Here is a 14,326-nt window from a genome sequence, read left to right on the forward strand (position 1 = left end):
AAATTAAAGATGTCTGCTCGAAGTGACAAGAGTGGGAATGCCCTTCCCGCTCCACTTCGTATATTGATACTTGCCGCCGGGCTTTACTTTTTCGTGTTTAATCTCGACGTCGACTAGGGCGTTGAATCCGCCTTGCACCGCTAAAAATGCCAGACGCATAATCAACTCTTCACGGTCATCACACTCTGGGATTTCAATCGCGTTTTCTTTACGGCTGAATCTTTGGGTGATTTTAGAATCTTCTTTCATAAAGATGCTAATGGCTTTGGCTTTTTTCATATCAGCTTCGTAGGAAGCTAAAGCCGGAGCCGCCACCTGATCGTAACAAGGACCACAGTAAACTGTGTGACGAACATTTTCAGGAACTACTTTCATGAAAGAAAACGTGCCTTCATCTAAGAACTGCGCGCACTTCTTACAAACAGGTTCTTTGCAGACTCCGCATTGTAGATTCGCTTTCGGTTTTTGACAGACGCAGCAGTTTGTTTCCATTTTGTTGATTCCTTGATCGAGAAAATACATGACACACCGTTTCGATGCAAGGTCCAAAGCATTGTACCTTCTGACGAGTGAGCGCAGATTCGCCAGATCGGAGATATTGATGGCAGAACATGAGCTCAGCAGAAAAAGACAGGTGGTTTTTATATACTCGATCAGTTGTTTGATCGGAATTGCGATGACCTTCGTCGCTAAAGGCCTGTTACTGGCAATTCAACTCTCTACCAATCTCTTTTATTTTCAGAGCTTCTCCTTTTCTGAACACTCCCCGGCCGACCACACTCTGGGTTGGTGGTCCGTGGGAATTCCAGTGATTGGAGGCCTGATTGTCGGAGCCATGGCTCGCTGGGGATCTAAAGCTATTCGCGGACACGGTATCCCTGAAGCAATGGAAAATATTTTACAACGCGACAGTCGTATTCCTCGTCGTATTACTTTATTAAAGCCTCTTTCATCTGCCATTGCGATTGGTTCTGGCGGTCCCTTTGGTGCAGAAGGACCGATCATCGCAACCGGTGGAGCTTTAGGATCATGGATCGGACAAGTGCTTCCCGTTTCTTCTTACGAACGAAAAATTTTGCTAGCATCGGGAGCGGCCGCAGGAATGGCTGCGATCTTTGGAACACCTTTGTCTGCGGTGATGATAGCAATTGAACTCTTGCTCTTTGAATTTCGCGCGAAATCTTTTGTTCCCGTAGCCCTGGCGACTGTTATTGCTTCAACTCTTCGAGGTCTTTTGATCGGTAACGAGTCATTCTTTCAAATGCCCTCTCTTGGAGAAACAAACCTCACACAACTCATGGTGTTCTTAGGTTTTGGTGTGGTGATGGGACTTATGTGTATCTTTGTAACGAAATCTATTTATTGGATCGAAGATGCATTTGAAAAAATTCCGATTCATTGGATGTGGTGGCCCGCCCTTGGGGGACTTGCTGTCGGGCTCATCGGAATGATTGAACCTCGAAGCTTGGGAGTGGGATACGGAAATATCTCGATGAGTTTAAGTGGCTCCCTCACGGTCGGTGCGGCTGCTAGTATTTTGGTTTGGAAGTTTCTGTCCTGGGCATTGGCTTTAGGAAGTGGTACTTCCGGCGGAACACTTGCGCCCCTATTAACTTTAGGAGCTTCGTTTGGTTTTATTGTGGGCACCGGCATTACAATGATATTTCCTGAGTGGAATATCGATCCTCATGCGATGGCTTTAGTGGGAATGGCAGCTCTTTTTGCAGGATCATCAAGAGCTCTATTAACGTCAGTTATCTTTGCTTTAGAAGGAACGAAACAACCACTGGGATTGGTGCCTTTACTGGGCTGCTGTTCGATTGCTTACGTGGTTTCATCTTTACTAATGAAAAATTCAATCATGACAGAAAAAATCGTTCGCAGAGGCTTACAGGTGCCGCACGAATATTATCCAACTCAAGGTACTGGTAAAAACTAGTACCTTGGCATCTGAGCCCTGCACAAAGTCTCTAAGAACTCGGCCTGATGTTCATCTGAAGCTTCATTCAACTTGCGCACTTGGTCCCCGGTAATCACGTTAAATACAGTTCTAAATACAAGGCCGGGGTTCCATGGGTGTTCTGTTTCTGCAAAATAGGCCTTAGAAATACCAATCAGGTCCGCCGTTAATTCGATAAACTCAATGCCTTCACCAAAGGGTTTACATGAGTTTTCGTAAAATCCATCCAATCTTTGAAAAGCATAGCGGTGGGTTTTAATAATAAAACGCTCCGTGGCCGTACCCACAAGCTCAGAGCACCACGTGGTTCCTGGCCCCTGCTCATCATTGGTCGGAGAAAACCACATGGTTTGCATGACCCGGGTTTCTCGAGCGGCAAGAGTATATGGAATCGTCTGCCATTTTGCGAAGTGGAAATCCCATTTGCCTTCGTCTTTGACGAAATGGCAACTTAGGTTAGAAATTTCCATCGCGGCGAATGTTGAAGTCGAGAATAAAAACAAAATCGGAAGTAATACTTTAAACACAGGTCATCCCTTAAGGTTTCATCTCATTGCACTTAGCTACGGCGATCTCTGAGGCGTAGTCGTTTTCATTCAGCTTAAGAACATAGTGCTTCAGCAAAAGAGTTGGCTCACCTTCGTCCCACCAATTCTCCACAGACATTTCCACGCTGTCTCCGTGTTGAGTTACGAAAGTCTGTTTTTTGATCGTCGTTACGTTGGCACCATTCGCTGCACAGTTTTGCAGGTCAGTGCCGAAGATTTCAGAACCCGTGAAGACATTGAGATTAGTTTCGATAATGGCGGAATCAGCCGTGCCTTTAAAAGAAAGACAGTAACCGACATTTTTAGATCTTGTCGTTGTCCAAGCAGTCACGATGGCTGCCGACTGCCCCGGCTCAAGTGTAAAGCCATCGCGATTATAATTAACCGCCATGAACTCCCAAGAGGAACCCGATTTTTGATATTCGCAGGTAATGTGATTAAAGCGTTCAGCCGCGGATGAGATCGCTGTCGCAAAAGAAAGGGAAATGAAAATCACAAGTCTCACAGACACCTCTTAACGACGTGATTTCATTAAGAGGCGCCAAACTTGTCAATCAAGCACAGTGCAGAAACTGCAACTACTGCTCAACCAGAGTCTTAAACCCACCGTAAGACATACGCTTCATATCGAATGGCATGTCTTTTTCTGTTTTGCCGTCCATTTGCATTCGTGGATCAGCCATAACTTTTTTATTCACCTGATTACGGTGAGCTTTGGATTTGAATGTGATCCAAGAAAAAATCACCACTTCGTTGGATTTAGATTTAGCGAGTTTTGGAAATGGAGTGCCATACGGAGGATTCATATCATCCCCAACTGTTTCAACATACTCCAAGGCCCCATGATCCATCCAAACCTTACAGCCCATTTTTGCCATCTTTTTATATTCAGAGATCTTATTCTTAGGAAGAGTAATCACAAATCCATCGACATACTTAGCCACAGGGAACCTCCATATTGTTTTTGGTATCGATGAAATTATATGGGAGAATCAATCCAGGTCAAAGTTGTTAGAGGACACATATCCATTTCAGGAAAATGGTCTTAGACTGAATGTGGAGGTGTTATCATGGCAGACAAACCACAAAGACCAAGTAATCCAGTGGAAAACCCGAACAAACGTGATCCGCGTAGGGACACTCCGGAAATTGATCCGAACCCAAGCAAAGTTCCAGAGATTGATCCACAACCAGGAGTGCCTGAAAAGAAACTGCCACCCGACCCACAAGCTAGAGGCTAAGGAATTTTTAGATGAACGTTAAAGACAACGAAATCAAATCACTTCTTGAGAAGCACAAAAAATTTGCCGTCTATGGACTTAGCAATGATCCCACAAAAGCTAGTCACTATGTTCCGCTTTATATGCGCGATCATGGCTGGCAGATGGTGGGAACTTATCCTAAGAAACATGAGGCGAATGGTTTTGAAATCTACTCGTCGCTGAAAGATGTGCCTGCAGAGTACAGAAAGTTTGTCGATGTCTTTAGAAGTTCAGACAAGATTCCAGAAGTTGTCGATGAAGTATTAGCTGTCGGTGGCGTGGAAGTATTATGGCTTCAACTGGGGATCAGCCATCCAGAAGCCGAGGCGAAAGCAGAAAAGGCAGGGATCAAAGTAGTCTCTGATCGCTGCCTTATCATTGAACACAAACGTTGGTTCTAATTAGTTCGCGGGACTTTGTGTAGGAACTGGTGCAGAACCTTCCGGAGTCTCGACAACTTTTTTCAAGCTATCAAAACCTTTACCCATCATATTGCTAAACATTTTTTGGCAATCAATGAGTACAGTCATCAATTTCGATATAAATCCACCATCACCGTGCATCGTCCAAGTAAAGCGAGTGCCCTGACCTTCTGGAGTCAGACGATAATCAATCATTTGCTCTCCAGCTATTGGTTTTGTCATGGTCAATTTCATTTGGGCAAACTCATTGGGAATGACCTGTAACATTTCAAGCTTGCCTGAACCCGCATCGCTATTGCCTTCAAACTCGAACACCGATCCAACTTTGCCGTCTTCACCCGTGAAGGTTTTTTTCATATTCGGATCAGCTTGTTCAAACGGATTCCACTGACCACCTAGCTTGAAATTACTCAAGTATGGGAAAATTTTGTCAGCAGGAGCATTGATCACCGTGCTGTTTTCATAACGAAAAGCACTTGGGCGAGTCGCCACATATCCCAAGAAAACAACAACCAGAATCAAGACACCCAGAGCGATTTTTTTAACCATAATATTCCTCCGTTGCTATGGTCTCCTGATTGTTTGCCGATTTCAACTAACTAATCCTGCGTCCCGGTACGCTTGCATCTCATCTCCGGAAACAAATCCAAAGACCTTCGGTCCTGCATCCGTTATCTGCATGAAGTAGGTTACGTCAAAATCAATAGATTTCAGCGGTTTTCCCTCAGGGGAATAATCAGCTCGGTAATAAACCTTCACCATATCGTGGAAGCGATCAATGGGAGTCACCATAAGATTTCTGATATGCATCTCGCGTGTGCCGATTTTTCGATAAAACGAATAGGCATCATTCAGAGTTTGCGCGAATTCTGAATCATTTGTTCCGGTTTCAATTGAATCAGGTCCCGCCGATAAGAATTGATCCGTAAAAAAACTACGCATAAGGGCGGTATCTAAACTACCTTGCAAACCCTGGTTATACGCATTCACATAATTTAGAAAGAATTGTTTGTACTGCCGAGCCGGCATGATCGTCCTCCATGCGAACGATCATGATATGACATCGGCCATACAGAGACACATGACATTCCTGTCACTAAGAGCGGGTCTTCTTTTTCGTCTGTTGTTGCTTCATGCAATTTTGTAGAAGTTGCTCCCATACGGCACGGGCAACTGGCCCCATAGGCTTGTGTTTTAAGCGCATGATATGCAAATCCAAAGAAAACGGCTTAACATGATCGTCATGGATTTGAATCAAAGTTTCTTTTTTCAATTCCTTTTCAACTTCATTGAACGGCAAACGCCCCCACCCGAAACCATTCGCGATCATTCTGTGTTTAAGAGCATGATCTGTGACATAGCTTTTCTTAGAATCGGCGATAAGCCCTTTTGTATCACGCTTCAGCAGATTGTTCTTATCTCCCTGCTGAAGAACGACAATCTGTGGATATTGCTTTAAAGACTTATAAGTTAAATTCGGAAGCTTCTTTGCTAAAGATTTAGAAACGACAGGAATCATCTCGATCTTATCAAAGAATACACTCTCAATGTTATCGTTCTCGGAAGACTTTGTCGCGATAGAGAAGTCCGCATCACCTGACAACAAAGAGTTCAATCCGCCACTCATGATCTCTGAGCGAAATGTCATCTCCGTCGGATGTTTACTTAATACTGTTTCTTGAAAGACGCCTTCAATTGCCTCGAAACGCACAAGAGGATCAAGTACGATAGTCAAAAACGGTTCAACTTTTTTAGATCCAAGCTCTTGCCCGACAGTTTGCAACTCGCGGAAAGAGAAAAGGCATTGCTTGGCCCAGTTATAGAACACCAAACCTTCTGGAGTGAGCTTTGGTCTGTATTCTTCACGATTAAAAAGTTGAAGGTCGAATTCTTCTTCCAGCTTCTTAATGGCCACACTGAGGCTGGGTTGGGTCTTGTACAGGTGCTCTGCGGCCGCCTTGAAACTGCCTTTTTCTACAATCATTTCAAGGGTTTCCAGCTGATCTATGGTCACTTTTATGCTCCAAAACAATATAGTCTATGTTTATTATGATCATAAAATCATATTAATTTTTTTCAAGCGAATTCTGTCCGATATTAGGTTCATAAGACGCGAACAACAAACAAAACGCGCAAATAAAAACAAACATCCTAACGGGGGAAACAACATGAAAGCATTTAAAGTAATCTTCGCAGCACTAGTAGCATTGACAGCAGTTCAAGCTCAAGCAGGCAAACCATCTAAAGGTTTACTAACACCAACAAACCACACATTGATCTTGATCGATCACCAACCACAAATGGCGTTTGCAACAACATCAATCGATATCCAAACACTTCGCAACAACGTTATGGGTCTTGCGAAATCAGCAAAAGTATTTAATGTTCCAACAATCTTAACAACAGTCGCAGAGAAATCTTTCTCAGGTCCTCTTTTCCCTGAAGTTCAAGCCGTATTCCCAGATCAAAAACCAATCGATCGTACAACGATGAATACTTGGGAAGACGATCGTGTCACTGATGCTGTCAAAAAAATCGGCAAAAAGAAAATCGTTATCGCAGCACTTTGGACAGAAGTGTGTGGCGTAGGTCCGGTTCTATCAGCTATCGATGAAGGTTATGATGTTTATTTCGTAGTAGACGCTTCTGGTGGTGTATCTAATGTTGCTCACGAAACTGCAATCCAAAGAATGGTTCAAGCTGGTGCAAAACCAATCACTTGGATGCAATACCTTCTAGAACTACAACGTGACTGGGCTCGTGGTGCTACTTATGACGCTGTAACTGGTATCGCAAAACAACACGGTGGCGGCTACGGTCTTGGTATCATCTACGCTAAAGAAATGTTCGGCGCTAAAGAAGGTAAAAAATAGTTTACCAAATCCCCAGCGCTGAGATGAAAGTCTCAGCGCTTTTTTTATCTCTAAGGAAAAACCACCATGAAAAACACAATCAAAAAACAACTTAAGAACGTTCTTCTTCTCGGTTCCGCAGCTGCTTTGACTTACACCTCTGTCGCAAAAGCCCAAGACTCAAAAATCTCCGCCGACCTTATCGTTCGCAACGCCAAGGTGTTTTCTCACAAGAGCGGCTTCAAAGAGGCCTTTGCTGTGAAAAATGGCGTCTTCGTCAAAGTTGGAACAAATGACGAAGTGATGAAACTTAAATCCGACAGCACGAAAATTATCGATGCCAAGGGTCGCACAGTGATCCCAGGACTAACAGATACACATCACCATCCGATTCGCGCAGGCCTTAACTACAATCTTGAACTTCGCTGGGACGGCGTAAAATCCCTTAAAGAAGGCCTTAAGATGATCAAAGAGCAAGCTGCTCGCACCCCAGAAGGTCAGTGGGTTCGTGTCGTTGGCGGTTGGTCTCCTCATCAGTTTAAAGAAAATCGCTTCCCGACAATCAAAGAATTGAACGAAGCTTCACCAAATCGCCCTGTATTCGTAATGTACCTTTATTCGAAAGCCTTCTTGAATGAGGCTGGCGTTAAAGCTTTGAACTACACTAAAGACACTAAGTTTCCTGATGGCGAGGTTGAACTGGATAAAAACGGCAAACCTACTGGCGTATTGACTGCAAAGCCCAACGCCATGGTTCTTTACAAAACCCTGGGCGCTACTCCAAAGCTTGCTAATCGTGACGAAGAACGCAACTCGACGGTTCTTTACTTTAATGAGTTGAGCCGTCTTGGTCTAACGAGTGTGATTGATGCTGGTGGTGGCGGATTCTTTTTCCCTGAAGATCACCGTATCGCAAAAGAGCTAAACGATGAAAAGAAACTCGCTCTGCGTATTCCATTCTACCTATTCGCTCCAGTTGCCGGAAAAGAACTTGCCGACTATGAACGTTGGACAAAGTCAGCTCACCCGGAAAGCCTGCATGATCTTCACTTGGGTTCTCACTATCACTTGATGGGTGGAGGCGAAAATCTAACGGCGGCAGCAGCGGACTTTGAGGACTTCATGGAGCCTCGTCCAGATTTGCCAGCGAATATGGAAGCAGAACTAAAACCGATCTTGAAACTTTTGTTCAAACACCAATGGATCTTCCGTATTCATGCAACTTATGACGAATCTATTGCACGTATCTTAAATGTGGTTGAGGAAATTAAAAAAGAAGGTGGCGCATTCCCTGACCGATTCATCATCGATCACGCGGAGACTGTGTCTTACAAAAATCTTCAACGTATTAAATCTTTGGGCGGTGGTATTTCTGTTCAAGATCGCTTGGCCTTCCAAGGTGAAGAGTTCGCGAAACAGTACGGAAATAAAAAAGCAGAAACAGCTCCACCAATTGCTGACATGATGGCACTGAATATCCCTGTAGGTTCTGGCACTGATGCGACTCGCGTGTCTTCGTTCAATCCATGGGTGTCTTTGTACTGGCATGTGAGTGGAAAAACTGTCGGCGGCTTTAAACACATGAGTGATCGCAATCGTTTGTCTCGTGAAAAAGCACTTTATATTTGGACCAAAGGTGCGGCTTGGTTCTCGAAAGAAGAAACTTTGAAAGGTGATATCGTCGAAGGTGAATTTGCAGACTTTGCGCTTTTGAACAAAGACTACTTCACAGTTCCTGAAGCTCAGATCAAAGATATCTCTTCCGACCTGACTGTTGTCGGTGGTGAAGTGAAATCGGCTCAAAAGGAATACTCAGAACTTGCTCCAAAGGCTCCTCGCGCTTTGCCTGAGTGGTCCCCAGTTAACTTCTTTGGCGGCTATCAACATAACCGCTAAACCATTGATTCCACTGGGTTTAACCACCCAGTGGCCCCCGAAACTATATAATCTGTATCTATATAGTTTATTAATTCTTAATAATTTTTTTATTAGCTCAAATCGCCGATACTTAGTTCATGGGAGGCACTCATGAACTTGAAGAAACCCCTTAAGCGCCGCGGATTTATTGTCGGCGCTTTAATAACAGCAGCAGGCTTAATAGCAGCGGGGGCAGTGCCTCTAAAAAAGAGAAAGGAAAAAGGTATGCTAACAATTAGAAGATCAAATGAAAGAGGACTTGCGAATCACGGTTGGTTGAAATCGCTTCATACATTTTCTTTCGCGGAATATTACGACCCACAACACATGCACTTCGGTCCACTTCGTGTGATTAACGAAGACAGAATTTCAGGTGGTTCGGGTTTCGATACACATCCGCACCGTGATATGGAAATTATCTCTTACGTAGTGTCTGGAGCTCTTCAGCACAAAGACTCTATGGGTAACGTCGCGGTTATCAGACCTGGTGAAGTACAACGTATGAGCGCGGGCACAGGAGTTTTGCACTCTGAGTACAATGATCAAGAAAAGGATGAAACTCATTTCTTCCAAATCTGGATCATGCCAAATGCTCGCGGAGTGCAACCTGGTTACGGTCAAAAATCTTTTGAGACTGAATTGAATTCGCAAAAGCTAGTTCATGTGGTTTCTCAAGATGGTAAGAATGGAACTATTGGAATTCATCAAGACGCTGACATGTTTATTTCGCGTTTGAAAAAATCTGAAGAACTTGAGTTCAACATTGGCGACACTCGCCGTATGTGGCTACAAGTGGTTAAAGGTAACGTTGAGGTAAACGGCGAAAAACTAGCTACTGGTGACGCCATTGCGGCCACAGATGTCGCAGTTGCAAACATCAAAGCTAGTGACGATTCCGAAATGATCCTATTTAACCTTCCTTAACACTCCTCCCCATAAAAGGCGGGCCGCATGGTCCGCCTTTTTTCTTGACCCTCCCCCTCCTGTGGCATAACCCATGCCTTCTAATAGAGGGGATAATATGAAAAGCATCATTCTTACAGCCGCACTAGTTCTTGCTTCCACAGCCGCTTTGGCAGCGACGCCAGACTTTCTTACTTGCTCCACACCGCAAGGCCCGGTTGAGCTAACTTTCTATCCACTTTCTGTAAGTTTCAAAACTACTGATGGTTCTGATGCTCCGGTTTTGCGCTACGGAAATATCTGCGCGCATGACGTTTCAGATATGAACCCACAACCTTCTTGCCGTGTTGTTGATAAATCTGAAGATCATTACTTGATCCAAACTTTGGAATGCCAAAACGATGGCAAATGGTTTGCTGAAGCTTTTGTTGAAATCAGCTACATCACTAAAGAGGGTCGCTTCACGTGCAAAGGTTTGAACCAAAAAGTAGACCTAGAACTTAGCAACTGCCGTCGCTAAGAAAACATACGGGGTTTTGCCGCCTGGCTTTTCTTTTTGGCCGGGCGCTTACTCCACTGAAATTTGCGCAGATCTAATTTTCCATCCGCACTGAATTCCACGCCTTCATTTTCTAGCTTTCTTTTCTGATCTTTATAATTCCGGCTTGTCGGATCAAATGAAATACGTCCTTGAGAGTTTAGCACTCGATGCCAAGGAAGCTTATACGTTGTTGAACACGAATGCAGAATCCAAGAAACTCCACGTGAGCCTTGAGGTTTTCCTGCAAGCTCCGCAATCTGTTTATAAGTCGCAACTTTTCCAGAGGGAATCTTTAAGATCGTATCGATCACTTTTTTAGAAAAGGGTGACAACTGAATAACTGTCATAAAGATTCCTCTTTCTTGATTCTCTCAAGCTGTGCTTTTTGATAAGAGCCGAATTCTCCATTGAACAAGCATCGCATTAAGGGGTCCTCGATCACCTCTACATCTGCCGTCTTTTCTACTCGCAGATATAAGGAGGTCAGGCTCTCCCCTGTCGTTAATGCTGAATACAGCTTTGCTGCGATCACCTCAGTATGCCAATCGATAATAGCGGGCTTGGTATCTAGCAAAGTCATTTGATCGTCATCAATGCGGTAATTGTATTGAGTTTCTGCACCTGTGTCAGAATAAACGGACAGTAGCCAATGGCGGGACTTATTAAAAAAGATATCAGCAGAGGGTCCTACTTCAGCGAACTTCGCAATCAGATCCTTTTTGCAGAAAGATGTGACCGTATTAGATTGATCGGCGTTCAATTTCGGAAAATGCTTTGCGATCTCTGACGTCTGTGGCGGAGGCAGGTCCGGCTTGTATTCGTAGTCGCGATTCTTATCTTCGGCAAGATGAGCCCAAGGAATTGCGGATGCATCTTTGATCCCATTCTTACTTAGCTCAATACGTGTTGTTGGATGTAAGTTGATAATTCTGGTCTCTGCAAGAATCTCGCCGATTTGTTCTGCAAAGTCGGTATAAGAAATCGGAAAAAATGCGTGGTTGTACCAAGACCACTCTTCCATGCGGAACTGACAAGAACTTGGGATCAGATTTCTCGGATTTAAACTCAGGATTTGCTCTAGCCACTCTGGTGGCAGTTTACGATCTGATGGTTCTGCCTTAGACGGCTCCAACACTTCTAACTCGCGCATGGTTTGAAAAGGCCACATCACTAGATCCCATGGCTTTTCAGATTTAAGAGCTTTGAAAGTATCTTCGTCTATCCATGAATCAACCACGTTCAGAATATTCAACCCTTCGACCTTCACTTGAAAAATGGAATCAATATCCACATCCAATGCCGGGCGAGAGATCACTTCAAAAGGTCCAACGTTCGCCGAACCATCAAGTACTAGCGGATATACCTTCTTAAATCCCAATTCCCTGATCCAAGAGAACATCTCCTCATGAACACAGAACATATAGATTGGGGTTTCGCGGTTCAAAAGCTTTAAGGAGTCAAAGGAGCAGTGATCGTCGTGGTGATGAGAAATAAAGACCGCATCAAAGCGCAGAGCCTTGATGGCCGAATAATCAAACTGCACAGCCGGATAGGAGTAGCAGTTACGACTAAATGGATTTTCAAAAATAGGATCAAACGCAATCTGAACGCCATCGCATTCAAACACATAACCCGCATGAAATATCCTAGAGATCTTAACCGCCATAGAATAATGACTATGCGATCTGGCACCAAAAGTCAGTTACTTAATCTCGACTGGCAATAGAGGTTGCCCCTTGTCATTGATGAACAACTTAAGCTCACCTCTATTCTCATAGGCGACAAGAATGCGATAGGAATCTTGCGAAACAAATGGATACTGATCTGAGGTTAGTTTGCCCAAAACATCCGGCGGCACATTAGTTTTATCCAAATAGAATTCAACGCCATGATGTCCTTCTGCCGCGAAGCCGATTTCCTTCTCGTCTGAGGAGTATCGACCATACTCTTGATGATATGAACTCAATGCAGTCTGCAGAGAGCTCAAGTTTGTTTGAACCTCTGCAAAGCGAGCTTTATCAATGAACTCCTTCCCATAAGGAATCCAAAATGCGCCAATTCCAAAGATAAGGACTGCAGAAAGGAAAATCGTCGATTTAATGTCAGAAAGGAATTTCATTTTCATAACCAAAATTTATCCTTAATTTCTTTAGCCGTCTACGATTGGTTCCATCACCTGGATAGATACATAAAAACGAAAAATGCCGATGATGTGGGGATCATCGGCATTCGGAAACGCTCTTTAATTTAGTTTACTTATTAAGCAGCGAATCTAGGTGAACGAATCGGAGCTGCTTGGGTCTCTTCCGCGGCCACTGTAGCTTCTGATTCACTGGATTCACCGGTTACGATCTCATTCAAACTGATTACGTTCTCATGAAGATGCTGTGATTGCAGTGACAATTTCTCTGCAGACGCTGCAGCTTCTTCTGATGCTGCGGCATTTTGCTGAGTCACTTGGTCTAGATCATTCATGGCCGTACCCATTTGCACGATACCATTAGCTTGCTCTTCGCTGGCAGTTGAGATCTCACCGCTGAGGTCCGCAACTTTTTTAATCGAATTTACGATTTCGGCAAAGATCACTCCACCACGTTCAGCTTGATCGCTACCAACTTCGATACGCTCAACGCTCTCGTTAATTAACTTCGCGATGTCTTTTGCAGAATCAGCACTTCTTTGCGCAAGACTGCGAACCGCATCCGCAACAACTGCAAAGCCTTTACCTTGCTCACCCGCACGAGCAGCTTCCACCGCAGCGTTCAGTGCCAACAAGTTTGTTTGGAAGGCGATATCATCGATAACTGATGTAATGTCTGCGATTTTTTTAGAATCAGAAGCAATTGCCTGGATCGAAGCGATCAGGGCACGGATGTCTGCCTCACCTTTAACCGCACTCTCGCGAGTCGAGTTAGCAAGATGAGAAGCTTGTTTTGCATTTTCAGAATTCACTTTAACCATTGCCGTCAATTCTTCAATCGTCGCAACGGTTTCTTCTAAAGAAGCCGCTTGTTGAGATGAAGCTGAAGACAACTCTTGAGATGAATCTGTAATTTGGTGAGCAGCAACACTTACTTGCTCTGCACCTTGAGCGATTTCATCAGAAATTCTAGAGATAGCGCGAGAAAGGGACAATGCAACCCAAGCACCGCAGCTCAAACCTACCAACACGCCGATGACATTAGTCAGGATCACAGTCCAATTAGTTTCAGCTGATGTCATATGTGCTTCGTTCAGCCAAGTCTCACCATTCAAGTGATGGAACTCAACCAGGGCCGAAATCGACTCATCATACGATTTAGCATATTTAGGACAGTCTACTAGGAAAATTTGGATAAGCTTTTGTTTGTCTTCAGTAGTACCTGATAGATAAAGCTTCAAAGCCTCTCCACCAAGTTTTTTGAATTCAACCCAAGTAGCATTTACTTTTTCATACTTTTCTTTTTCGCCTGGAAGGAATCCATTTAATGTGTAGATCTGATCGGCTTTTTCATAAGCAGCGATGCTGTCTTCCACTTCCTTTACATATTGAAGGCCTTCTTCATGAGATAGACCTGGAAGGCCTAAGCTTCGAAGATTAATACGGACGTTTCTGAAGTGAAGGTACATTTGATCTGCAACTTCAATATTACCAAGAACGTCTTCAGTGACTTTCTGATAAGAAGCGTTTAGACCGCGAATACCCCAGAAGGCTACTGCTCCGACAACAACAGGAATCGTTGCCATAAATAAACAGAGCGCGAACAATTTTGCTTTCAGGCTCATCTTTAATCTCATACATCCATCTCGCTTTTGAAAAGTTCTGGAACTACAAGAAGGAATATCAAGACAATACCACTTACCTTCTAGTCCACCTACATGGTGAACACTTAACTTTTCGGGCGGTTTGACCAGAACTTAACAGCCAGTTTTTCATGAGAA

18 protein-coding genes are annotated in these 14,326 nt (G+C 44.0%); 7 read left to right on the forward strand and 11 right to left on the reverse strand.

All coding sequences use genetic code 11. The features are described from left to right. Positions 1-3 precede the first annotated feature (3 nt). Positions 4-492: a hypothetical protein gene (locus ACLVWP_RS17515; RefSeq protein ID WP_413558951.1), complete on the reverse strand. Its 489-nt coding sequence runs from the start codon at positions 490-492 to the stop codon at positions 4-6. Positions 493-601: 109 nt separating this feature from the next. On the opposite strand from ACLVWP_RS17515, the gene ACLVWP_RS17520 reads away from it, so the two are divergent. Continuing rightward, a complete protein-coding gene (locus ACLVWP_RS17520) occupies positions 602-1,939 on the forward strand; it encodes a chloride channel protein (RefSeq protein WP_413558952.1) in 1,338 nt (445 codons plus the stop codon). On the opposite strand, the gene ACLVWP_RS17525 is transcribed toward ACLVWP_RS17520, so the two are convergent. From ACLVWP_RS17525 to ACLVWP_RS17535, 3 genes are all read right to left on the reverse strand, one after another. After that, positions 1,936-2,487: a hypothetical protein gene (locus ACLVWP_RS17525; RefSeq protein ID WP_413558953.1), complete on the reverse strand. Its 552-nt coding sequence runs from the start codon at positions 2,485-2,487 to the stop codon at positions 1,936-1,938. The genes ACLVWP_RS17520 and ACLVWP_RS17525 overlap by 4 nt on opposite strands. Before the next feature lie 10 nt (positions 2,488-2,497). Then, positions 2,498-3,013 (reverse strand): hypothetical protein, encoded by a 516-nt coding sequence (locus tag ACLVWP_RS17530; protein WP_413558954.1) that lies wholly within the window; start codon positions 3,011-3,013, stop codon positions 2,498-2,500. 73 nt (positions 3,014-3,086) lie between these two features. Beyond that, the gene (locus ACLVWP_RS17535) at positions 3,087-3,452 is read right to left on the reverse strand and encodes a DUF1428 domain-containing protein (RefSeq protein WP_413558955.1); all 366 of its coding nucleotides are present in this window, start codon (positions 3,450-3,452) and stop codon (positions 3,087-3,089) included. Positions 3,453-3,578: 126 nt separating this feature from the next. On the opposite strand from ACLVWP_RS17535, the gene ACLVWP_RS17540 reads away from it, so the two are divergent. Beyond that, the gene (locus ACLVWP_RS17540) at positions 3,579-3,749 is read left to right on the forward strand and encodes a hypothetical protein (RefSeq protein ID WP_413558956.1); all 171 of its coding nucleotides are present in this window, start codon (positions 3,579-3,581) and stop codon (positions 3,747-3,749) included. An 11-nt stretch (positions 3,750-3,760) separates the two neighbouring features. Beyond that, on the forward strand, positions 3,761-4,171 hold the full coding sequence (locus ACLVWP_RS17545; protein ID WP_413558957.1) for a CoA-binding protein: 411 nt from the start codon (positions 3,761-3,763) through the stop codon (positions 4,169-4,171). On the opposite strand, the gene ACLVWP_RS17550 is transcribed toward ACLVWP_RS17545, so the two are convergent. The 3 genes from ACLVWP_RS17550 to ACLVWP_RS17560 form a co-directional block, all read right to left on the reverse strand. After that, the gene (locus ACLVWP_RS17550) at positions 4,172-4,741 is read right to left on the reverse strand and encodes an SRPBCC family protein (RefSeq protein ID WP_413558958.1); all 570 of its coding nucleotides are present in this window, start codon (positions 4,739-4,741) and stop codon (positions 4,172-4,174) included. A 42-nt stretch (positions 4,742-4,783) separates the two neighbouring features. Further along, positions 4,784-5,134, reverse strand: a complete 351-nt coding sequence (locus ACLVWP_RS17555; RefSeq protein WP_413558959.1) for a nuclear transport factor 2 family protein — start codon at positions 5,132-5,134, stop codon at positions 4,784-4,786. 154 nt (positions 5,135-5,288) lie between these two features. Further along, positions 5,289-6,206 carry a LysR family transcriptional regulator gene (locus ACLVWP_RS17560; RefSeq protein WP_413558960.1) on the reverse strand — a complete coding sequence of 306 codons (918 nt, stop codon included), beginning with the start codon at positions 6,204-6,206 and terminating at the stop codon, positions 5,289-5,291. A 154-nt stretch (positions 6,207-6,360) separates the two neighbouring features. Here ACLVWP_RS17560 and ACLVWP_RS17565 point away from each other — a divergent pair, with 154 nt between their 5' ends. From ACLVWP_RS17565 to ACLVWP_RS17580, 4 genes are all read left to right on the forward strand, one after another. Continuing rightward, positions 6,361-7,065 (forward strand): hydrolase, encoded by a 705-nt coding sequence (locus ACLVWP_RS17565; RefSeq protein ID WP_413558961.1) that lies wholly within the window; start codon positions 6,361-6,363, stop codon positions 7,063-7,065. Between the two features lie 66 nt (positions 7,066-7,131). Then, positions 7,132-8,940 carry an amidohydrolase gene (locus tag ACLVWP_RS17570; RefSeq protein ID WP_413558962.1) on the forward strand — a complete coding sequence of 603 codons (1,809 nt, stop codon included), beginning with the start codon at positions 7,132-7,134 and terminating at the stop codon, positions 8,938-8,940. A 132-nt stretch (positions 8,941-9,072) separates the two neighbouring features. After that, on the forward strand, positions 9,073-9,885 hold the full coding sequence (locus tag ACLVWP_RS17575; protein ID WP_413558963.1) for a pirin family protein: 813 nt from the start codon (positions 9,073-9,075) through the stop codon (positions 9,883-9,885). Positions 9,886-9,982: 97 nt separating this feature from the next. Further along, positions 9,983-10,384 (forward strand): hypothetical protein, encoded by a 402-nt coding sequence (locus ACLVWP_RS17580; protein WP_413558964.1) that lies wholly within the window; start codon positions 9,983-9,985, stop codon positions 10,382-10,384. Here ACLVWP_RS17580 and ACLVWP_RS17585 read toward each other — a convergent pair. The 4 genes from ACLVWP_RS17585 to ACLVWP_RS17600 all read right to left on the reverse strand — a co-directional run bounded on the left by ACLVWP_RS17585 (position 10,381) and on the right by ACLVWP_RS17600 (position 14,182). Next, entirely contained in the window at positions 10,381-10,752 is a 372-nt protein-coding gene (locus tag ACLVWP_RS17585; protein ID WP_413558965.1) for an MGMT family protein, read from the reverse strand. The genes ACLVWP_RS17580 and ACLVWP_RS17585 overlap by 4 nt on opposite strands. Then, the gene (locus ACLVWP_RS17590; RefSeq protein WP_413558966.1) at positions 10,749-12,071 is read right to left on the reverse strand and encodes an MBL fold metallo-hydrolase; all 1,323 of its coding nucleotides are present in this window, start codon (positions 12,069-12,071) and stop codon (positions 10,749-10,751) included. Before ACLVWP_RS17590 ends, ACLVWP_RS17585 begins: the two co-directional genes overlap by 4 nt. 36 nt (positions 12,072-12,107) lie before the next feature. Then, positions 12,108-12,530, reverse strand: a complete 423-nt coding sequence (locus ACLVWP_RS17595) for a hypothetical protein (RefSeq protein ID WP_413558967.1) — start codon at positions 12,528-12,530, stop codon at positions 12,108-12,110. Positions 12,531-12,664: 134 nt separating this feature from the next. Further along, positions 12,665-14,182 (reverse strand): methyl-accepting chemotaxis protein, encoded by a 1,518-nt coding sequence (locus tag ACLVWP_RS17600; RefSeq protein ID WP_413558968.1) that lies wholly within the window; start codon positions 14,180-14,182, stop codon positions 12,665-12,667. Positions 14,183-14,326: the final 144 nt, after the last annotated feature.

It is taken from the genome of Bdellovibrio sp. HCB209 (assembly GCF_047306065.1).
Lineage (GTDB): Bacteria > Bdellovibrionota > Bdellovibrionia > Bdellovibrionales > Bdellovibrionaceae > Bdellovibrio.